The organism is Pseudomonas sp. BJa3, from assembly GCF_026343815.1.
Lineage (GTDB): Bacteria > Pseudomonadota > Gammaproteobacteria > Pseudomonadales > Pseudomonadaceae > Aquipseudomonas > Aquipseudomonas soli.
Window position 1 is genome coordinate 51,836 of record NZ_JAOXMC010000007.1, and the last position, 19,911, is coordinate 71,746.

Genomic DNA, 19,911 nt, shown 5'->3' on the forward strand with positions numbered 1-19,911 from the left:
GCGCCGGCGACAGGCGCTCATTGCCCGATACGCCGCGGGGCGTCATAATGTAGCCCCTTTTTTGTTTCCCTACATGTGGAAGGTTACCGTGACTCAGAAGCCCGACCAGTGTCTTGGTGAGTGGATCGATCGTGAAGCCCTGGCTGAAGCGATGATCCCGCTTATCGGTCAGCTCTACCGCAACAACAACGTGGTGAGCTCGATCTATGGCCGCAGCCTGATCAACCGTTCGGTTATCTCGATCCTCAAAGCCCACCGCTTTGCCCGTCACCGTCAGACCGACGAGACCGAGCTGTCCGTCCACGAGACATTCCCCCTGCTCAAGGCCATGAGCGAGCTGAAGCTGGGCGCCGCCTCGGTGGACCTGGGCAAGCTGGCCAACAAGTTCAAGGCCGAAGGCAATGGCCGCAGCGCCGAGCAGTTCGTCCGTGACGAGCTGGCCGACGTCGTGGGTCAGCAGAACGCTTCCGCACGCAAGGGCACCGACGTCGTCCTGTACGGCTTCGGCCGCATCGGCCGCCTGCTGGCGCGCATCCTGATCGAGAAGACCGGTGGCGGCGACGGCCTGCGCCTGCGCGCCATCGTCGTGCGCAAGGGCGCCGAGAACGACCTGGTCAAGCGCGCCAGCCTGCTGCGCCGCGACTCGGTGCACGGTCCGTTCGACGGCACCATCGTCATCGATGAAGCCAACAACACCATCACCGCCAACGGCAACCTGATCCAGGTGATCTACGCCAAGAGCCCGAGCGAAGTCGACTACACCCAGTATGGCATCCACGATGCGCTGATCGTTGACAACACCGGCGTATGGCGTGACGCCGACGGCCTCGGCCAGCACCTGGCCTGCCCGGGCGCCGCCCGCGTGATCCTCACCGCACCTGGCAAGGGCGCGCTGAAGAACATCGTGCACGGCATCAACCACGGCGACATCAGCGCCGACGACAAGATCATCTCGGCGGCGTCCTGCACCACCAACGCCATCGTGCCGGTGCTCAAGGCCATCAACGACCAGTACGGCATCGTCAACGGCCACGTCGAAACCGTTCACTCGTTCACCAACGACCAGAACCTGATCGACAACTTCCACAAGGGCAGCCGCCGTGGCCGCGCCGCGCCGCTGAACATGGTCATCACCGAGACCGGTGCCGCCACTGCCGCCGCCAAGGCGCTGCCAGTGCTCAAGGGCAAGCTGACCGGTAACGCGATCCGTGTTCCGACGCCGAACGTGTCGATGGCCATTCTCAACCTGAACCTTGAGAAAGCCACCAACCGCGAAGAGCTGAACGAGTACCTGCGCCAGACCGCCATGCACTCCGAGCTGCACAAGCAGATCGACTACGTCAGCTCCCAGGAAGTGGTATCGACCGACTTCGTCGGTTCGCGCCACGCCGGTGTGGTCGACGCCGAGGCGACCATCTGCAACGACAACCGTGTTGTCCTGTACGTCTGGTACGACAACGAATTCGGTTACAGCTGCCAGGTGGTGCGCGTGATGGAAGACATGGCCGGTGTGAACCCGCCAGCGTTTCCACGCTGATCCGCTTGTAATGCGTTGAGAAAACGGGAACCTTCGGGTTCCCGTTTTTTTTCGCCTGGCCTCAGCGTGGGGCATTCCTGACACTTGAGATCTAAAGATTGCGTGCGCTTTTAATCTGCATCCTCATCCTGATGTCCGCCTGCAAACCAACCCCGACCCTCGAGCGCTTTGGCGGCCCGACCATGGGCAGCAGCTACAGCATCCAGTACGTGCGCCAGCCCGGCGGCCCGGCGCCGGAGCAGGTGCAGGCAGCGGTTGAAAGCATCCTGCAGGCGATCGACGCGCATTACTCCACCTACCGCGGCGACTCCATCGTCAGCCGTTTCAACCAATTGCCGGCCAACCAGTGCCTGCCCATCGATGCCGACATGCTGGAGCTGGTTACTTTCGGCCAGCACCTGGCCGAACAGAGTCAGGGCGCCTTCGACCTTACCGTCGAGCCGCTACTCGACCTCTGGGGCTTCGGCCCGCAGGCTCGCGAAATGCAGGTGCCGGAGCCGCAGGCGCTGGCCAGGGCGCGCCTGCGCATGGGTTACCGCCACCTGCGCCTCGAGGGCGAGGCCCTGTGCAAGGACGCCGCCATCGAGCTGGATTTCAACAGCATCGCCGCCGGCCACGCCGTTGACCTGATCGCCCAGCGCCTGCGCGCCATGGGCATCGACAACTTCCTCGCCGAGGCCACCGGTGAACTCAAGGCCGTGGGCCGCAAGCCCGACGGCAGTGCCTGGCGGGTGGCGCTGGAGCTGCCGCGCGAGGACCGCCAGATCGCCCGCCAGGTCATCGACGTGCAGGACCTGGCCGTATCGACCTCGGGTGACTATCGGCACTATTTCGAGGACAATGGCCAGCGCTATTCGCACACCTTCGATGCCCGCCTCGGTCGCCCGGTCGCCCACGACCTGGCGGCGGTGACGGTGCTGGACGCCTCGGCGCTGCTGGCCGACGGCTACTCGACCCTGCTGTTGATCCTCGGGCCGCAGCAAGGCTGGGATTTCGCCATCGCCCACGGTATCGCCGCGGTGCTGGTGACCCGGGTCGAGGGTGGTTTCGTCTCCCGTTCCACGCCGGCCTTCGAGCGGCGGGTGAAAGGCGAGTGAAAGGCAAGCCACGGATGATCCAGGCCAGGGAAACGGTGAAACGACATGTAGTGCAGGCAATAATGGCCTACGACGCGACCAAGGGTTAATGTGCGCGGCGTTCACGCTTGATTAGACTGCACCCGAATTTTCTCATGGCGCCCCGGCGACATGATCGCGCCCCGCGGCCATCCGGCCGGCGGGCCAGTTCTGAAGGAGTACGCATGGCTGTCTACAACTACGACGTAGTGGTGCTGGGTTCCGGCCCGGCCGGTGAGGGCGCGGCAATGAACGCCGCCAAAGCAGGGCGCAAGGTGGCCATGGTCGACAGCCGTCGCCAGGTCGGTGGCAACTGCACCCACCTGGGCACCATCCCGTCCAAGGCGCTGCGTCACTCCGTGCGGCAGATCATGCAGTTCAACACCAACCCGATGTTCCGCGCCATCGGCGAGCCGCGCTGGTTCTCCTTCCCCGACGTGCTCAAGAGTGCCGAGAAGGTCATCAGCAAGCAGGTCGCCTCGCGCACCGGCTACTACGCGCGCAACCGCGTCGATGTGTTCGTCGGCACCGGCAGCTTCGCCGACGAGCAGACCGTCGAAGTGGTGTGCCCCAACGGCGTGGTCGAGAAGCTCAACGCCAAGCACATCATCATCGCCACCGGCTCGCGCCCGTACCGTCCGGCCGACATCGACTTCCACCACCCGCGCGTCTATGACAGCGACACCATCCTCAGCCTCAGCCATACCCCGCGCAAGCTGATCGTCTACGGCGCCGGGGTGATCGGTTGCGAATACGCCTCGATCTTCAGCGGCCTGGGTGTGCTGGTGGAACTGGTCGACAACCGCGGCCAGCTGCTGAGCTTCCTGGATTCGGAGATTTCCCAGGCGCTGAGCTACCACTTCAGCAACAACAACATCACCGTGCGCCACAACGAGGAGTACGACCGTGTCGAAGGCCTGGACAACGGGGTGATCCTGCACCTGAAGTCGGGCAAGAAGATCAAGGCCGACGCCTTGCTGTGGTGCAACGGGCGTACCGGCAACACCGACAAGCTGGGCCTGGAGAACATCGGTATCAAGGTCAACAGCCGTGGCCAGATCGAGGTCGACGAGACCTACCGCACCAGCGTGCCGAACATCTACGGTGCCGGTGACGTGATCGGCTGGCCGAGCCTGGCCAGCGCCGCCCACGACCAGGGCCGCTCGGCGGCCGGCAGCATCGTCGACAACGGCAGCTGGCGCTTCGTCAACGACGTGCCGACCGGCATCTACACCATTCCGGAGATCAGCTCGATCGGCAAGAACGAGCAGGAACTGACCCAGGCCAAGGTGCCCTACGAAGTGGGCAAGGCCTTCTTCAAGAGCATGGCCCGCGCGCAGATCGCCGGCGAGCCGCAAGGCATGCTGAAGATCCTGTTCCACCGCGAGACCCTGGAGGTCCTGGGTGTGCACTGCTTCGGCTACCAGGCCTCGGAGATCGTCCACATCGGCCAGGCGGTGATGAACCAGCCGGGCGAACAGAACAACCTGAAGTACTTCGTCAACACCACCTTCAACTACCCGACCATGGCCGAGGCCTATCGGGTAGCCGCCTATGATGGTCTGAACCGGCTTTTTTGAGCGGCTCCGACCGGTGGCCTGAGCCGGTCGGGGAGACCGATTTCAGCCCTACCCGAGGGTGGTCCTGGCCAAACCGGGAAAGTCTGTAATCAGGCTGTCCACGCCAAAGTCAGCGAGCCGGCGCATCAGTGCCGGTTCGTTGACCGTCCATACCGACACGTGCAAACCCTGGCGCTGCGCCTTGATCAGGCGCTCGGGGGTGCACAGCGTCCAGTTCAATGCCAGCATCTCACAGCCGTAGTTCTGCGCGACTTTCAACGGGTCGAGCCAGGCATACTCGGCGACCAGCCCGCGCTTCACGTCCGGCACCAGCTCCTGGGCGGCACCCAGCACTTCCCGTGAGCTCGAGGTGATGGTCACCTTGTCCAGCAGGCCGTGCTGCAGGGCCAGCTCACGGATCGCCAGCACCGTGCTGGCGGCGCGGGTACGCGAGGCGCTCTTGACCTCCAGTTGCCAATGCTCGAACGGGCACTTGGCGAACAGCTCCTCGAGCCGTGGGATGGGGCAGGGCTGCACATGGCCCGGCCCGCCCTTGCGAGCGTCGTAGGTCACCAGCTCGGCGGCGGTGTGCTCGACCACCTTGCCGCGCCGGCCGGTGGTGCGCTTGAGAGTGGGGTCGTGGATCACCATCAGCTCGTTGTCCGCCGACAGGTGCAGGTCGAGTTCGCAGCGGTCCACGCCATGGGACAGGCACTGGCGGAAACTCTGCAGGGTATTCTCGGGCGCTTCGCCCTTGGCGCCGCGGTGGCCATAGATCAGGGTCACGTTCGTTCCTTCAAATCAGGGAAAAAGGGCTTATGCATCCGGCTGGTTCTGTTCCAGCGCCTGGCGCCGTTGCTGCTGCTGGCGCTGCAGGATGTAGCGGGCCAGGAGCTGGCGCTGGGCGTCGGTCATGTCGATGAATTCGGTGCCGACCTCGAAGTCGCCGTCTGGGCGCGGGTCGCAATGGGTGACCCGGCCGCGCAGCAGCAGGCCATGGGCACGGGGCATCAGTACCATCTTCACTTTGACCCGAGTGCCGGGCGCGATCTTCCGGGCCTGGGTGAACTCGATGCCGCCTTCGGAAATGATCACTGGCATCGGCTGGCCGATTTCGCCGATCAGGGTTTGCGCGACCACGGCGCTGAGCAGGTCCAGGCGTTTGTTCTGGGCGCGCAGGAAAGCGGCCAGGGTGCGGTCCTTCTCGCTCAGCTGGCGCAGCAGGTGTTGCGACTCGAAGTCCGACAGATGCAGTTCGCTGAGCAGGTTGAACAGCTCCGAATCATCCTGCAACAGTTCTGTCTCAAGGGCTTCGGCCGCGCTGAGGGGGCTGATTTGAAGTGCGATCCGATCTTCGATGCGGTAGTATTCGCGGCGATCTTCTTCGTCTAATGTCGTCATGGCGAACCCAAGGTTACGGCGGTGGTCCGAGTGTAAAGCCGCCGTAGGCGCCTCGCCACAAGGACGTTCCCTTTCATCCGAACAAGCCCCGACATGTTCAGACCTCTATTCGTATTCATTGGTACGCGCTACACCCGTGCCAAGCGCCGCAATCACTTCGTCTCGTTCATTTCGCTCACCTCGATGATCGGCCTCGCCCTGGGCGTGGTGGTGATGATCGTGGTGCTGTCGGTGATGAACGGGTTCGACCACGAGATGCGTACCCGCGTGCTGGGGATGATTCCTCACGCCACGCTGGAGACCGGCCAGCCGATCGACGACTGGCAGGCCCTCGCCTCTAAAGTAAAGCAGAATCCGCAGGTGCTGGCGGTTGCGCCCTTCACCCAGATGCAGGGCCTGCTGACCCATGAGGGCAAGGTGCAGAAGGTGCTGCTCAACGGCATCGACCCGGCCCGCGAGCGCGAGGTGTCGATCATCGACAAGTTCGTCCTCGACGGCGGTCTCGACAAACTGGCGCCGGGCGAGTGGGGCATCATGATCGGCGACAAGGCCGCGCAGAAGCTGGGCGTGGGCATCGGCGACAAGCTGACCTTCGTCGCCCCCGAGGTGAGCGTGACCCCGGCGGGCATGTTCCCGCGCATGAAGCGCTTCACCGTGGTCGGCACCTTCCATGTCGGCGCCGGCGAGATCGATGGCTACCTGGGCCTGACCAACATCGCCGACCTGTCGCGCCTGCATCGCTGGAAGGCCGACCAGGTCCAGGGCGTGCGCCTGAAGTTCGACGACCTGTTCCAGGCGCCGCGCGCCACCTGGGCCATCGCCCAGCAGCTGGGCGAGCAGGAGTACTACCCGCGGGACTGGACCCGCACCCACGGCAACCTGTACCAGGCGATCCGCATGGAGAAATCCATGATCGGCCTGCTGTTGTTGCTGATCGTCGCGGTGGCGGCGTTCAACATCATTTCCACCCTGGTGATGGTGGTCAACGACAAGCGTGGCGACATCGCCATCCTGCGCACCCTGGGCGCCACGCCCAGGCAGATCATGGCCATCTTCATGGTCCAGGGGACGGTGATCGGCGTGGTCGGAACGCTGATCGGCGCGGTACTGGGCATCCTCGGCGCGCTCAACGTGAGCGCCGCCATCGCCGGCATCGAAGCCCTGATCGGGCACAAGTTCCTCAATGCCGACGTGTACTTCATCGATTACCTGCCGTCGCAGATCCAGGCCCAGGACGTGTACATGGTCTGCGGTGCGGCGCTGGTTTTGAGTTTCTTCGCCACCCTGTACCCGGCCTGGCGCGCCTCGCGCACCCAGCCTGCAGAGGCGCTACGTTATGAGTGAGTCGCGCATGAGTGATAAAGCCGTGTTGAGCTGCCGCAACCTGGGCAAGAGCTACGAGGAAGGCCCGGAGTCGGTGCAGGTGTTATCGGGGTTGAACCTCGAAATGCAGCCGGGCGAGCGGGTGGCCATCGTCGGCAGCTCCGGCTCGGGCAAGAGTACGCTGCTCAACCTGCTGGGCGGTCTCGACACGCCGACGCAGGGCAGCGTCTGGCTGGCCGGCGAAGAGCTGTCGGCGCTGGGCGAACGGGCGCGTGGCCTGCTGCGCAACCGCGCGTTGGGCTTCGTCTACCAGTTCCACCACCTGCTGGCAGAGTTTACCGCCCTGGAGAACGCCTGCATGCCGCTGCTGATCGGCAAGACCCCGATCAGCGAGGCTCGCGAGCGCGCTGAGGCGCTGCTCAAGCGCGTCGGCCTGGGCCACCGCCTTAACCACAAGCCGGCGGAGCTGTCCGGCGGTGAGCGCCAGCGCGTGGCGATTGCCCGCGCCCTGGTCAACCGTCCGGGCCTGGTGATGCTCGACGAGCCCACCGGCAACCTCGATCACCACACCGCCCAGGGCATCCAGGAACTCATGCGCGAGCTGTCGACCCACTCGCAGACCGCCTTCCTGGTGGTGACCCACGACCTCAACCTGGCGCGCCAGATGGACCGCGTGCTGAGCCTGGAAGACGGGCACCTGGTGGCGATCTGAGTCGCTTGCGCGGGGCCCCGTGAGGTGGCCCCGGTTCATTTTCTACTTGGGTGTTCCCGTTCATGTTCAGACCCTTGCCCTTGTTCATCGGTGCTCGCTACACCCGTGCCAAGCGCCGTAACCACTTCATCTCGTTCATCTCGATGACCTCGATGATCGGCCTGTCGCTCGGCGTGCTGGCCATGATCACGGTGTTGTCGGTAATGAACGGCTTCCAGCGCGAGATGAGTTCGCGTGTGCTTGGCCTGGTGCCTCATGCTGCCATCCTCGGGACGCAACCGCTGGATGACTGGCGCAAGGTCGCCGCCGCCGCCGAAGGCAACCCGGCGGTGATGGCCGCCGCGCCCATCACTGAAATGGAGGGCATGCTCTCGTACAAGGGGGCGATGCAGCCGATTCAGGTCGCCGGCATCGAGCCGGCCGAGGAGGGCAAGGTCTCCATCGTCACCCAGCACATCGTCCAGGGCAGCCTGCAGGACCTGGTGCCGGGCGAGTATGGCGTGGTCATCGGTGAATTGACCGCGCGGCGCTTTCGCCTGAATACCGGCGACAAGCTGACCCTGATCGTCCCGGAGATCAGCAAGGAGCCGGGCGGCATCACCCCGCGCATGCAGCGCCTGACCGTGGTCGGCATCTTCAAGGTAGGTGCCGAGCTGGATGGCTCCCAGGCCTACATCCACGTCGCCGATGCCGGCGAAATGCAGCGCTGGGCACCGGGCCAGGTGCAGGGCGTGCGCCTGAAGCTGCATGACCTGTATGCCGCGCCGCAGGTGTCCAAGGCCATCGCCGCGAGCCTGGGCGAGGGCTACCACGCCGATGACTGGTCGCACACCCAGGGCAGCCTGTTCAGCGCGATGAAGATGGAAAAGACCATGATCGGCCTGCTGCTGATGATGATCATCGCCGTGGCCGCGTTCAACATCATCGCCACCCTGGTGATGGTGGTGAACGACAAGGGCGCGGACATCGCCATCCTGCGCACCATCGGCGCCACGCCGGCGCAGATCATGGGCACCTTCATGGTCCAGGGCAGCTTGATCGGTATCGTCGGTACCTTGCTTGGCGGTGTGCTGGGGGTGATCCTGGCGCTGAATGTCAGCGCGGTGGTCGGTTGGCTCGAGCGAGTCAGCGGCCAGCATATCTTCACCTCCGACATCTACTTCATCAGCAGCCTGCCGTCGGAGTTGCAATGGGGCGATGTTGCGATCATCTGCGTGGCGGGATTGGTGATGAGCTTCCTGGCGACGATCTACCCGGCCTACCGCGCCTCGCAGATCGAGCCGGCGATGGCGTTGCGTTACGAGTAAGACATTGCAACACCGGTGGGGCGCTTTGCGCCCCTACGCGGGCAACTCGATCACGAACCGCGTCCATCCATCTTCACACTCCGCCCGAATTTTCCCGCCGTGTGCCTGCACGATCGAGCGGGTGATCGCCAGCCCCAACCCCGCATGCTCGCTGCTGCCTTCCTGGCGCGCCGGATCCGCCCGGTAGAAACGGTCGAACAATCGCTCAAGCAGTTGCGGCGCAATCGCTGGCCCGGTGTTGGCCAGCACGATGCGCAGCCCGGGCTCCAGGCTTACCCGGATCTCACCATCAGCAGGGGTGAAGCGCAGGGCGTTGTCCAGCAAGTTGGACAGCGCCCGGCGCAACATGTGCCGGTCGCCTTCGGTGTGGGCCTGGCCCTCACGCAGCAAGCGCACCTGGGCGTCCTCGGCCAGCGGCGCGTAGTACTCCAGCAGCGCATCGACCTCCGTCGCCAGGTCCAGCGCCTGGCGGCTGGGCATCAGCAGGCCGTGGTCGGCCTTGGCCAGGTAGAGCATGTCATTGACCAGCTGGGCCATCCATTGCAGCTCCTCGAGGTTGCCGTGCAGGGCCTCGCGATACTCCTCAAGGCTGCGCGGGCGGGTGAGGGTGACCTGGGTGTGGGTCAGCAGGTTGGACAACGGCGTGCGCAGCTCGTGGGCGATGTCGGCGGAGAACGCCGACAGGCGCTGGAAGGCATCGTCCAGGCGCTGCAGCATGGCGTTGACGGTGCCGGCCAGCTCGGCCAGTTCCTCGGGCATCTCGGCGGCCGGCAAGCGCGTGGTCAGCGAGCCGGCGGTGACACTGGCGGCCACCTTGCCCATCTGCCGCAGCGGTTTCAGGCCACGGCGTACGGCCCAGGCGCCGAGCAGCGCGGTGGCCAGCGCCGACAGGCCGACGGTGAGCCAGATCAAGCGCTGCATGCCTTGCAGGAAGTGCTGGTGGTGGGTGATGTCGAGGAACAGGGTCAGTTGTGGCGAAGCACGCTGGCCGTCGATCAGTGGCGCGCTGAGGCTACGGTAATCGACCCCGTTGCTGTGCAGTGTGGCCAGGCCTGTTGGGGCGGGGGCTTGCGGTAGTTCGCCGCGGCTGGCGAACCAGGTCGCACCGTCGGCGCCGCGTACACGCAAGGCCAGGTCGGACTGGTGACTCAGCTCGTTGAGCAGCGCCGGCAGGCGCATGGCCAGTTGCTCCTGGGTAGCGACGCCGGCGAGCAGGCTGCTCATCAGCGAAAGCCGGCCGTTGAGCAATTGCTGGTCGAGCTCGACGAAATGCTGCTCGCTGGCACGGCTGAACAGCAGGCCGGCGCCCAGCGACACGGCAGCGGTGCAGGCGGCGAACAGCAGCGCGAGGCGGCTGCCCAGGGACAGGCGGCGCATCAGTCGTGGCGCTCTTCGAGCACGTAGCCCATGCCACGCACGGTATGGATCAGCTTGGTGGCATGGCTGTCGTCGATCTTCAGGCGCAGGCGGCGGATGGCCACCTCGATGACGTTGGTATCGCTATCGAAATTCATGTCCCACACCTGCGAGGCGATCAGCGACTTGGGCAGCACTTCGCCCTGGCGGCGCAGCAGCAGTTCGAGCAGGGCGAACTCCTTGGCGGTCAGGTCGATGCGCTGGCCGGCGCGCTCGGCGCGGCGGCGGATCAGATCCAGGCGCAGGTCGGCCAGTGCCAGGCAGGTATCCTGGCTGGCACTGGCGCCACGGCGCAGCAGGCTGCGCACGCGGGCCAGCAGTTCGGAGAAGGCAAAGGGTTTGACCAGGTAGTCGTCGGCGCCCAGCTCCAGGCCGTGCACGCGGTCCTCGACGGCGTCGCGGGCGGTGAGGAACAGCACCGGGGTGTCCAGCCCGGCCTGGCGCACCGCCTGGAGGATCTGCCAGCCGTTGCGCCCCGGCAGCATCACGTCGAGGATCAGCAGGTCGTGGTCGCCGCTCAGGGCCAGGTGCTGGCCGGTGTCGCCGTCGCTGGCCAGTTCGGTGGCGAAGCCGGCCTCGCTCAAGCCCTGGCTCAGGTACTGGCCGGTCTTGGCCTGGTCTTCGACGATCAGCAGTTTCATGTGTTTACCAACGGTTCGGGCCAACGTGATGCCGAAATGATACGTGACGATCTGGCGGCCTGCCCAAGCTGACAAAGTTGTAATCTTCCCGTCAGCCAGCTGCCAGCCAGCCTTTTCGACAATGGCGCCATCTTCGCTGCATTGATCTGGAGTCACCCATGAAACACCTGTTCCTCACCGCCGCGCTTGCCCTGACCAGCCTGCCCACCTTCGCTGGCGAAGCCAAACCCTTCGCCTTCGGCGAGCCGGCGCCGGCAGCCAAGGCCACCCGCACTGTCGAGGTGGTACTCAAGGACATCGCCTTCGAACCCAAGAGCATCAAGGTCAAGGCCGGTGAAACCGTACGTTTCGTGCTGGTCAACGAAGGTAAGCTGCCCCACGAGTTCAACCTGGGCGACAAGGCCATGCACGCCGAGCATCAAAAGGAAATGGTCGCCATGCAAGGCAAGATCTTTACCGCCGGCATGAATCACGAAGGCATGGACCATGGGCAGATGGACCACAGCCAGATGATGGGCGGCGGCCATGGCCACGACACCGGCAACACCGTGCTGGTGCAGCCTGGCCAGCGCGCGGAGCTGACCTGGACCTTCCGCAAATCGGCGCCCATCGAGTTCGCCTGCAACGTGCCGGGCCATTACCAGGCCGGCATGGTCGGGCCGTTGACCATCGAGTGACATCGGCTCCAAGGCGGGGTGCAAAACCGGTAGACTAGGGGCAATTTCGAACCTTCAGGTCAGTTTCCATGCATCCCGCCGCCGAACACTCCCCGCTGGGCAAGTCCAGCGAATACGTCGCCACCTACACCCCCTCGCTGCTGTTCCCCATCCCGCGCCTGGCCAAGTGGGCCGAGCTGGGTGTCAGTGGCGACACGCTGCCGTGGCAGGGCGTGGATTTCTGGAACTGCTTCGAGCTGTCCTGGTTGCTACCCTCGGGCAAGCCAGTGGTGGCCATCGGCGAGTTCGCCATTCCTTGCGACTCGCCGAATATCATCGAGTCCAAGTCCTTCAAGCTGTACCTCAACTCGCTGAACCAGACCGTGTTCGCCTCGGTGGCCGAGTTACAGGCCTGCCTGGTGAAAGACCTGTCTGGCGCCGCGGGCAAGCCGGTGGCGGTCAAGGTCAGCACCCTGGCCGAAGTCGAAGGCCAAGGCGTGACTGCCTTGCCGGGTCAGTGCATCGATGCGCTGGATGTGAGCATCAGCAATTACGAGCAACCGCAGCCCGAATTGCTGCGCTGTGCGGCGGATCGCGTGGTGGAAGAGACCGTGCACAGCCATCTGCTCAAATCCAATTGCCCGGTCACCAGTCAGCCGGACTGGGGCAGCGTGGTGGTGGAATACAAGGGGCGGGCGCTGGACCATGCCAGCCTGCTGACCTACCTGATCAGCTTCCGCCAGCATGCCGACTTCCACGAACAGTGCGTGGAGCGGATCTACCTGGACCTGAAGAACCTGCTCGAGCCTGAGCACCTGACGGTGTATGCACGGTATGTGCGCCGGGGTGGGCTGGATATCAACCCGTACCGCAGCACCGGGGCGATCAACCCGCAGAACCTGCGGTTGGTGCGGCAGTAATGTAACGGGGCCGCGAAGCGGCCCATCGCCGGCTTGCCGGCGATGGGCTGCAACGCAGCCCCGTTGGGTTCAGATCCCCATGCTGTGCAGCGAGTTGGCAATGCTGCGCAGGGTGGCGGTGAGGTCGGGATGTTCGGCCTCGAAGCGTTCAATGGCAAGGTTCACGCCGTCGACCAGGTTGTTGTCCGGGGTGGCTTCCTCAAGCTTCAGCTGGGCTTCGATCTGCCTGGCTTCTTCATGCAGGCTGGCCAGTTCCTCTTCCGAAAGCGGCACATTGCGATCCAGTTGCTCGCGCAGGCTATTCAGGCGCTCTTGCAGTTCGCGGGCAGGCATTGTTCTTACTCCATCAATGACTTGGCAAGGCATGGACCTCAGCGAAGCGGCAAAGGTTCGGGCCTGACCTCTAGCGTAATCCACCTGCCGACGCTTTGCATGACCCGTATCAACGGGGATGTATCAGGGTTTCTCGCCTTTGTGCCGGCGCTGGGCGATGTCCGCGAGGCAGGCATCGAGGGATTCGAGGTGGTCGATCACCGAATGCACGCCCAGGCCAAACAGCGCCAGGGTGGCTTTGCCGCGGGCCAGCTCCTGTTCCTGGCGGCTCAGCGCCTGCCATTGCGCCGAGCCTTGGTCGCAGGCCGCCAGCCCCACCGTCCACAGACCGGCGTTGAGCCCCGACTGCAACAGCAGTGGCACGCCACTGACCAGCACGCAGCCGTCCAGGCGCTGGCTTTGCAGGCTCATCAGCGCTTGCCAGCAGGCGTTGGGGGTCGGCCATCTGCTGCCATTGGCGCAGTGCCCCGGCAGCCAGTCGGGCAGCACGCCGCTCAGGCGTTTGCCTTGTGCGGTACTGACTTCGTCGAGCCAGATGCAGGGCACTTGCTGGGCGCGCAGGCGGTGAAGGGAGTCAAGGGCGCCCGGGGCGGGCAGAGGGCTGCCGTCGGGCGCCTGGACCAGGCAGCCGCGCAGTCCGAACAGTACCGCGGTGAAGGCGGGTGCTTCTTGCATGGCAACGTCCCTAAATAGCCCGCAGGCTATCCGGCATTTGTTACCGGGGGATGACGCAACAGTTGTTCACAAAATCTTGACAGAGTTATGTAAAACTATCGTTCAGCAAGCAAGCCAGTATACTTGCGCCCTATCGAGCAGCGTGCCAATCGCCGCTGCCGCCGTGAAATCCGATGGAGAAACATCTATGCGTAGGTTCGGTGCCGGAGTGATCGAGCGAGTCACCCAGGCCTGTGTCTGCGCCAGCTTGCTGCTGGCGCCCGTGGCAGCAACCCAGGCGGCCACCGAGGAAGATCCGTGGGAGTCGGTCAACCGACCGATCTTCAAGTTCAACGACGTTCTCGATACCTATGCCCTCAAGCCGTTGGCCCAGGGTTATCAGTTCATCACCCCGCAGTTCCTTGAGGATGGCATCCACAATGTCTTCCGCAACCTGGGCGACGTCACCAACCTGGCCAACAACGTGTTGCAGCTCAAGCCTCGGGCGGCGGGCATCGATACGGCGCGCCTGATCGTCAACACCACTTTCGGCCTGGGTGGCTTCTTTGACGTCGGCACCAAGATGGGCCTGCAGCGCAACGATGAAGACTTCGGCCAGACCCTTGGCTACTGGGGCGTGCCCAGCGGGCCATATGTGGTCATCCCGTTCCTTGGCCCAAGCACCGTACGCGACGGCCTGGCCAAGTACCCGGACACCTACACCGAACCCTATCGCTATATCGACCATGTGCCGACGCGCAATTCGATCTTCGCCCTGGACGTGATCGATACCCGCGCCAGCCTGCTGTCGGCGGAGAAGCTGATCCAAGGCGACAAGTACATCTTCCTGCGCAATGCCTACTTGCAGAACCGCGAGTTCAAGGTCAAGGACGGCCAGGTCGAAGACGACTTCTGACCGCTTCGGTCAGGTAATGGGGCTGCTTTGCAGCCCATCGCCGGCAAGCCGGCTCCCACAGGGGATCGCATAACTCTGTGAGGGCCGGCTTGCCGGCGATGGGTCGCAGGGCGGCCCCTTTTGCATTACGCGAATATGTAACGGTTCAATGCATCGCCAGGATGCGCAAGCCGAAGCGCTGCGCACCGCCTGGCTGGTCGGCGATCCACACCACTTCGGTGCTGGCATGCAGCCCGGCGAGGGCCGTGTGGTCCGAGTCGATGCGTACCTCCAGGTGGTCACCCACCTGGAACCGCTGCGGCGCCTGCACCTGCATGCCTGTGCTTGAGAGGTCGATGCACACAGCGCTGATCACCTGGTCGGCCTGCAGCAGCTGGACCTCGGCTTCAATACGCATGCGAATGAAATCACGTTTTTCGCTGTAATCCACGGGTGGCTGGGACATGCTTGCATCCTTTCGTCAGGTTGCGTTGCTCCACATTCTTATAACGCCGGGTGATTTGCCCTGTAAAGTGCAGGGAAGTCTACCTGCCCATGCTTGAAACGCCAGGCGGATGGGAGTACCGTCAGCGCCTTACAGGGCACCTCACTATTTGCCGGACCAGTCTTCTTGTCCTACAACTCAGATAGAGAGTGGCTAGAGAGCATTCCAGTAGCTGTCTGTCGGTCCTCCACAGCCGCTACGCCAACCCAAATCTGGCGCCGTTCGCCCACATGCAGAAACCCAGTGCAACGCTGCTGATCATCGATGACGACGAGGTGGTCCGTGCCAGCCTCGCCGCCTATCTGGAAGACAGCGGCTTCAGCGTCCTCCAGGCCGGCAACGGCCAGCAGGGCCTCCAGGTCTTCGAAGCACACCAGCCCGACCTCGTGATCTGCGATCTGCGCATGCCGCAGATGGGCGGCCTCGAACTGATCCGCCGGATCAGCGAGCGCGCGCCGCAGTTGCCGGTGATCGTGGTGTCCGGTGCCGGCGTAATGAGCGACGCGGTCGAAGCCTTGCGCCTGGGCGCGGCGGACTACCTGATCAAGCCCCTCGAAGACCTGGCCGTGCTCGAGCACTCGGTGCGCCGCGCGCTCGACCGCTCGCGCCTGGTGCTTGAGAACCAGCGCTACCGGGAGAAGCTCGAAGCCGCCAACCGCGAATTGGAGGCCAGCCTGCACCTGCTGCAGGAGGACCAGACTGCCGGCCGCCAGGTGCAGATGAACATGCTGCCGGAAAACCCCTGGGTGGCCGGCGATTTCGCCTTCGAGCACCAGATCATCCCGTCGCTGTACCTGTCGGGCGACTTCGCCGACTACTTCCGGGTGGACGACCGGCGCATTGCCTTCTACCTGGCGGACGTATCCGGCCACGGTGCCTCGTCGGCGTTCGTCACGGTGCTGCTGAAGTTCATGACCACGCGCTTGCTGTTCGAATTCAAGCGTGGCGGCAAGATGCGCGAGTTCAAGCCTTCGCAGGTACTCAGCCACATCAACCGTGGCTTGATCAACTGCAAGCTGGGCAAGCATGTGACCATGGTCGGTGGGGTCATCGACGAGGACACCGGCCTGCTCACCTACAGCGTCGGCGGCCACTTGCCGCTGCCGGTGCTGTATACCCCCGGGCAAGCCCGTTACCTGGAAGGCCGCGGCCTGCCGGTGGGGTTGTTCGACGAGGCCAGCTACCAGGACCTGGTGCTGGAGCTGCCAGCGCAGTTCAGCCTCACCCTGATGTCCGACGGCATTCTGGACCTTTTGCCCGGGGACACACTCAAAGATAAGGAAGCGGCCTTGCCGGAGATCGTCAAGGCAGCGGGTGGTAGCCTGGACGGGCTGCGCCAACGATTCGAATTGGCTACGCTTGGGGAGATGCCGGATGATATCGCCCTATTGGTGTTGAGCAGGAACCTTGAATGAGTACTGGTAGAATCCAGTTTGCCGAACAAAGCGGGACCTTCGTTCTGAAATTTGTCGGTGAAGTGCGCCTGACCCTGTGTTCGGCACTGGATGCGACGATCGAGAAGATCTTCACCGCGCTGAACTTCTCGGCCATCGTCATCGACCTGACCGAAACCGAAAGCATCGACAGCACCACCCTGGGCCTGCTGGCCAAGCTGTCGATCCTGTCCCGGCAGAAGGTCGGCCTGCTGCCGACCGTGGTCACCACCAACCCGGACATTTCCCGGCTGCTGCAGTCCATGGGCTTCGACCAGGTGTTCAACATCGTCGACCGCCCGGTGCCGTGCCCGGAGTGCCTGACCGACCTGCCTTCCCAGGACCAGGACGAGAGCGTGGTGCGCTCCAAGGTGCTGGAGGCGCACAAGATCCTCATGGGCTTGAACGACTCCAACCGCGAAGCGTTCCATGACCTGGTGAGCGCGCTGGAAAGATCCTGATCTATCGCGGGGCAAGTCGCATCGGCGCACCGCCGCTCCCACTCAGCCCACCCACAGGCAGTGCGAGGGGGCTTTGTGCGAGCGGGCTTCCCCCGTGATGGCTTCAGTCCTTGATGAACGCCGTAGCTGGCGAACCATCGGCATTCAACTGATACACCCGCGCCGGCCGCCCCTGGTCATCGAAGAACACCTGCCCCAGCCCCGCGCTGTTCCACAGCCGTTCCCCGGCCTTGCTCCGGCTGGGTGTACGCGGCACCACTTCCATCTGGCGACGCTTGGTAAACCAGTTGAGCGGCGAGCGCGGCGAATACAGCCAGCGGTTGAGCCGGTCGAGCACATCCAGCAGGCGCCGGGGGAACTCGTTCTTGATCCCGCTGCTGGTCACCTGCCACAAGTGCGGGCTGCGCTGGCGATGGCGGATCAGCACTTCGTAGACGAATGAGTAGTGCACGTCGCCCGACAGCACCACGTAATGCCCAGGCGTGCGCGAGTGGCGGAAGATATTGAGCACCACCTGCGCCGCGCCGCGGTGCGCCATCCAGTTCTCGGCATCGACCAGCAACGGGTAGCCCAGGGCGCTGAACACCCGTTGCACGGTTTCGATCAGCTTGACCCCGAAGATCGGCGCCGGCGACACGATGATCGCCGAGGGGTGATCGAGCAGCGCCTGCTGCAGTTCACTCAGCGCCTCCCAATCGAGCAGGCCCGAAGGCTTGGCCAGGTTGCTTTCGCTGCGCCAGCGCCGGGTGCGGGTGTCCAGCACCAGCAGCGTCGGGTTGCTCGGCAGCGCGTATTGCCAGCCCTGGAAGCGCAGCAGTTCGCCGATCAGTTCATCCCGCGCCTCATGCAACTGGCGGCACTGTTGGACCAGCGCCGCGCAGCCGTCCGGGTCGTTGCCCCAGCCCTGGCACAGCAGGTAGCCGAGCAGCGCGTTGCCGATGATCCGCCGCGAGAACGGATGGCCGTAGGCGGTCTGTTCCCATTGCGCCGACAGGTTCCAGTCGTCGGTGATGTCGTGGTCGTCGAAGATCATCAGGCAGGGCAGGTGGGCCATGACCCGCGCCACCTGGCCGAGGCCGTCGCGGAAGGCCTCGATCAGCGGCCGCTCTTGGCGGTAGCGGGCCTGGCGCTTGTCGGTGAGGCCGGATGGCATCTGCATGCCCACCAGGGACCACGGCAGCGGCGACCAGACCAGCAGGTACATGGCCATGACTTCGGCGAAGGTCACCAGGTGGTTGTCGGCGTTGCTGGAGGAGAAGATCGGCTTGCGCTTGCCGCCGAAGAAGCGCTCACGCAGGGTTTCGTTGCCTTCCTGGGCCGGCAGCAGGTCGGCGCGGTGGTAATAGCAGGCCGGGTGCTGGTAGAGCGCGGCGCCGCTGTCGACCAGGGCGCCGTCCAGCGCCTCGTCGAACAGGCCCAGACGCTCGATCAACCCGTGGATGGCGCGCAGCATCGGGCCGGCGACATCGTCGGCATACACCTGGTCGCCGCTCATCAGCAACACGGCGGGGCGCTCCTCGGGGCGCGGGCCGGCGGCCAGCAGGCGGTCGGCGCACAACAGGCCGTCGGCAGCCGGATGATGGGGCTTGCGGCATGAGCCGTGGAGCACCTGGTCGAGGCGCTCGCGCAGCACGAAGCTGGGGTGACTGGCGCCGGGGTAGAGCAGGTGCGGGGCCCAGTCGGCGATGCCCTGGCCGTTGGCCAGGCGCAGGTCGTACTCGAGCGCCACGTCGCTGGGTAGCGGCTGTTCGAAGTGGATATCCAGCAGGTGGATGAAGGCGTGCGTGCCGACCGCGATCACTTCGCAATGCGCGGTGGCGCTGATGCCGGCCTGTTCCAGGACAAATTCGGCTTGCAGCGGTTGCGAACCGACCAGCCAGATCGCCAGACGCTGCGGCTCCAGGCGGCGCAGTACCGGGCCGGCAAGGACAAGGGGGAGGGTAGTGCTGGGGATCATCTATGGCTCGGTTTTGTCTGGTATGACGCTATCGCGGGGCAAGCCCGCTCCCACTGGTTATGGGGAATGCGGCCCCAACGAAAACGGGCGGAAATGCTCTGCATTAACCGCCCGTCGATCAAGCCGAAGATGTATCAGGCTTTGTCAGCCAGCCATCAGCGCTTCCAGCTTCTCCTGGTCGCGGGCGAACTGGCGGATGCCTTCGGCCAGCTTCTCGGTGGCCATGGCGTCCTCGTTCATTGCCCAGCGGAACTGGCTCTCGTTCAACTGCTGCCTGGCTTCGCCGGCATTGCCCGGCTTGAGGATGCGCGGCAGATCGCCTTGGTCGTCCGCCAGCTGCTGCAGCAGCTCGGGGCTGATGGTCAGGCGATCGCAGCCGGCCAGTTGTTCGATCTGGCCGATATTGCGGAAGCTCGCGCCCATGACCACGGTGTTGTAGCCATTGGTCTTGTAGTAGTCGTAGATGCGCGTGACCGATACCACGCCCGGGTCCTCGGCGCCGACGTACTCCTTGCCGGTGCTCTTCTTGTACCAGTCGTAGATACGCCCCACGAACGGCGAGATCAGGAACACCCCGGCATCGGCGCAGGCCTGGGCCTGGGCGAAGGAGAACAGCAGGGTGAGGTTGGTCTGGATGCCTTCCTTCTCAAGTTTCTCGGCGGCGCGGATGCCTTCCCAGGTGGAGGCCAGCTTGATCAGCACGCGGTCTTTGGGCACACCGGCTGCTTCATACAGCTCGATCAACTGACGGGCCTTTTTCAGCAGCGCCGGCTCGTCGAACGACAGCCGCGCGTCCACTTCGGTGGAGATCCGCCCCGGAATGACCTTGAGAATGCCCGAGCCCACCGACACCGCGAACTTGTCGCAGGCCAGGTCGACATTGCCCTTTGCATCGGCCTTGACCTGCTTGAGCAGGTCGGCGTAGCCGGCAATGGCCGCGGCCTTGAGCAGCAGCGACGGGTTGGTGGTGGCGTCGACCGGTTTGAGGCGGGTGATGGCATCCAGGTCGCCGGTGTCGGCGACCACGGTGGTGAACTGCTTGAGTTGTTCCAGCTTGGAGGTCATGGGCGTGCTCTGTCCTGTGCA

Annotated in this window: 20 protein-coding genes; 11 read left to right on the top strand and 9 right to left on the bottom strand. The window is 64.4% G+C overall.

All coding sequences use genetic code 11. The features are described 5' to 3' along the window. Nucleotides 1-73 precede the first annotated feature (73 nt). From OH705_RS09970 to sthA, 3 genes are all read left to right on the top strand, one after another. Nucleotides 74-1,537, top strand: coding sequence for a glyceraldehyde-3-phosphate dehydrogenase (locus OH705_RS09970; RefSeq protein WP_038705750.1), 1,464 nt, complete (start codon nucleotides 74-76; stop codon nucleotides 1,535-1,537). 131 nt (nucleotides 1,538-1,668) lie between these two features. Beyond that, nucleotides 1,669-2,634 carry an FAD:protein FMN transferase gene (locus OH705_RS09975; protein WP_376786929.1) on the top strand — a complete coding sequence of 322 codons (966 nt, stop codon included), beginning with the start codon at nucleotides 1,669-1,671 and terminating at the stop codon, nucleotides 2,632-2,634. Nucleotides 2,635-2,837: 203 nt separating this feature from the next. After that, nucleotides 2,838-4,232, top strand: a complete 1,395-nt coding sequence (sthA, locus tag OH705_RS09980; protein WP_023631920.1) for a Si-specific NAD(P)(+) transhydrogenase — start codon at nucleotides 2,838-2,840, stop codon at nucleotides 4,230-4,232. 48 nt (nucleotides 4,233-4,280) lie between these two features. Here the strand turns inward: sthA and OH705_RS09985 are convergent, their stop codons facing one another. Both OH705_RS09985 and OH705_RS09990 read right to left on the bottom strand, forming a co-directional pair. Beyond that, nucleotides 4,281-4,997, bottom strand: a complete 717-nt coding sequence (locus tag OH705_RS09985) for a glycerophosphodiester phosphodiesterase (RefSeq protein WP_038705752.1) — start codon at nucleotides 4,995-4,997, stop codon at nucleotides 4,281-4,283. 30 nt (nucleotides 4,998-5,027) lie between these two features. After that, nucleotides 5,028-5,612, bottom strand: a complete 585-nt coding sequence (locus OH705_RS09990) for a PilZ domain-containing protein (RefSeq protein WP_023631591.1) — start codon at nucleotides 5,610-5,612, stop codon at nucleotides 5,028-5,030. Nucleotides 5,613-5,705: 93 nt separating this feature from the next. Between OH705_RS09990 and OH705_RS09995 the strand changes: the two genes are divergently transcribed. The 3 genes from OH705_RS09995 (at nucleotide 5,706) to OH705_RS10005 (ending at nucleotide 8,954) form a co-directional block, all read left to right on the top strand. Continuing rightward, on the top strand, nucleotides 5,706-6,956 hold the full coding sequence (locus OH705_RS09995) for a lipoprotein-releasing ABC transporter permease subunit (protein ID WP_038705753.1): 1,251 nt from the start codon (nucleotides 5,706-5,708) through the stop codon (nucleotides 6,954-6,956). Nucleotides 6,957-6,963: 7 nt separating this feature from the next. Then, a complete protein-coding gene (gene lolD / locus OH705_RS10000; protein ID WP_267302091.1) occupies nucleotides 6,964-7,647 on the top strand; it encodes a lipoprotein-releasing ABC transporter ATP-binding protein LolD in 684 nt (227 codons plus the stop codon). A gap of 62 nt (nucleotides 7,648-7,709) precedes the next feature. After that, a complete protein-coding gene (locus OH705_RS10005; RefSeq protein ID WP_038707473.1) occupies nucleotides 7,710-8,954 on the top strand; it encodes a lipoprotein-releasing ABC transporter permease subunit in 1,245 nt (414 codons plus the stop codon). Between the two features lie 33 nt (nucleotides 8,955-8,987). Here the strand turns inward: OH705_RS10005 and OH705_RS10010 are convergent, their stop codons facing one another. Together OH705_RS10010 and OH705_RS10015 are read right to left on the bottom strand one after the other, a co-directional pair. Then, entirely contained in the window at nucleotides 8,988-10,331 is a 1,344-nt protein-coding gene (locus tag OH705_RS10010; RefSeq protein ID WP_416383569.1) for a heavy metal sensor histidine kinase, read from the bottom strand. Then, nucleotides 10,331-11,011, bottom strand: coding sequence for a heavy metal response regulator transcription factor (locus OH705_RS10015; protein WP_038705756.1), 681 nt, complete (start codon nucleotides 11,009-11,011; stop codon nucleotides 10,331-10,333). The genes OH705_RS10010 and OH705_RS10015 overlap by 1 nt, the downstream gene beginning before the upstream one ends. A gap of 158 nt (nucleotides 11,012-11,169) precedes the next feature. Here OH705_RS10015 and OH705_RS10020 point away from each other — a divergent pair, with 158 nt between their 5' ends. Further along, the gene (locus OH705_RS10020; protein ID WP_023630949.1) at nucleotides 11,170-11,688 is read left to right on the top strand and encodes a cupredoxin domain-containing protein; all 519 of its coding nucleotides are present in this window, start codon (nucleotides 11,170-11,172) and stop codon (nucleotides 11,686-11,688) included. A gap of 68 nt (nucleotides 11,689-11,756) precedes the next feature. Beyond that, nucleotides 11,757-12,587, top strand: a complete 831-nt coding sequence (queF, locus tag OH705_RS10025; RefSeq protein ID WP_267302092.1) for an NADPH-dependent 7-cyano-7-deazaguanine reductase QueF — start codon at nucleotides 11,757-11,759, stop codon at nucleotides 12,585-12,587. Between the two features lie 69 nt (nucleotides 12,588-12,656). Here queF and OH705_RS10030 read toward each other — a convergent pair whose 3' ends face one another. Together OH705_RS10030 and OH705_RS10035 are read right to left on the bottom strand one after the other, a co-directional pair. Then, entirely contained in the window at nucleotides 12,657-12,920 is a 264-nt protein-coding gene (locus tag OH705_RS10030; protein WP_031315272.1) for a DUF4404 family protein, read from the bottom strand. Between the two features lie 123 nt (nucleotides 12,921-13,043). Continuing rightward, nucleotides 13,044-13,595, bottom strand: coding sequence for a hypothetical protein (locus OH705_RS10035; RefSeq protein WP_038705757.1), 552 nt, complete (start codon nucleotides 13,593-13,595; stop codon nucleotides 13,044-13,046). A gap of 187 nt (nucleotides 13,596-13,782) precedes the next feature. Here OH705_RS10035 and OH705_RS10040 point away from each other — a divergent pair, with 187 nt between their 5' ends. After that, complete coding sequence (locus OH705_RS10040) at nucleotides 13,783-14,490, top strand: VacJ family lipoprotein (protein ID WP_023631335.1); 708 nt, start codon at nucleotides 13,783-13,785, stop codon at nucleotides 14,488-14,490. A 145-nt stretch (nucleotides 14,491-14,635) separates the two neighbouring features. On the opposite strand, the gene OH705_RS10045 is transcribed toward OH705_RS10040, so the two are convergent. Continuing rightward, nucleotides 14,636-14,935 carry a PilZ domain-containing protein gene (locus tag OH705_RS10045; RefSeq protein WP_104444205.1) on the bottom strand — a complete coding sequence of 100 codons (300 nt, stop codon included), beginning with the start codon at nucleotides 14,933-14,935 and terminating at the stop codon, nucleotides 14,636-14,638. A gap of 269 nt (nucleotides 14,936-15,204) precedes the next feature. On the opposite strand from OH705_RS10045, the gene rssB reads away from it, so the two are divergent. Next, nucleotides 15,205-16,389, top strand: a complete 1,185-nt coding sequence (gene rssB, locus OH705_RS10050) for a two-component system response regulator RssB (protein ID WP_023631333.1) — start codon at nucleotides 15,205-15,207, stop codon at nucleotides 16,387-16,389. Continuing rightward, a complete protein-coding gene (gene rssC / locus OH705_RS10055) occupies nucleotides 16,386-16,868 on the top strand; it encodes an anti-sigma factor antagonist RssC (protein WP_023631332.1) in 483 nt (160 codons plus the stop codon). The genes rssB and rssC overlap by 4 nt, the downstream gene beginning before the upstream one ends. Nucleotides 16,869-16,971: 103 nt before the next feature. Here the strand turns inward: rssC and OH705_RS10060 are convergent, their stop codons facing one another. Next, nucleotides 16,972-18,825 (bottom strand): alkaline phosphatase D family protein, encoded by a 1,854-nt coding sequence (locus OH705_RS10060; RefSeq protein WP_267302093.1) that lies wholly within the window; start codon nucleotides 18,823-18,825, stop codon nucleotides 16,972-16,974. A gap of 144 nt (nucleotides 18,826-18,969) precedes the next feature. Further along, on the bottom strand, nucleotides 18,970-19,890 hold the full coding sequence (tal, locus tag OH705_RS10065; RefSeq protein ID WP_038705759.1) for a transaldolase: 921 nt from the start codon (nucleotides 19,888-19,890) through the stop codon (nucleotides 18,970-18,972). Between the last annotated feature and the right edge of the window lie 21 nt (nucleotides 19,891-19,911).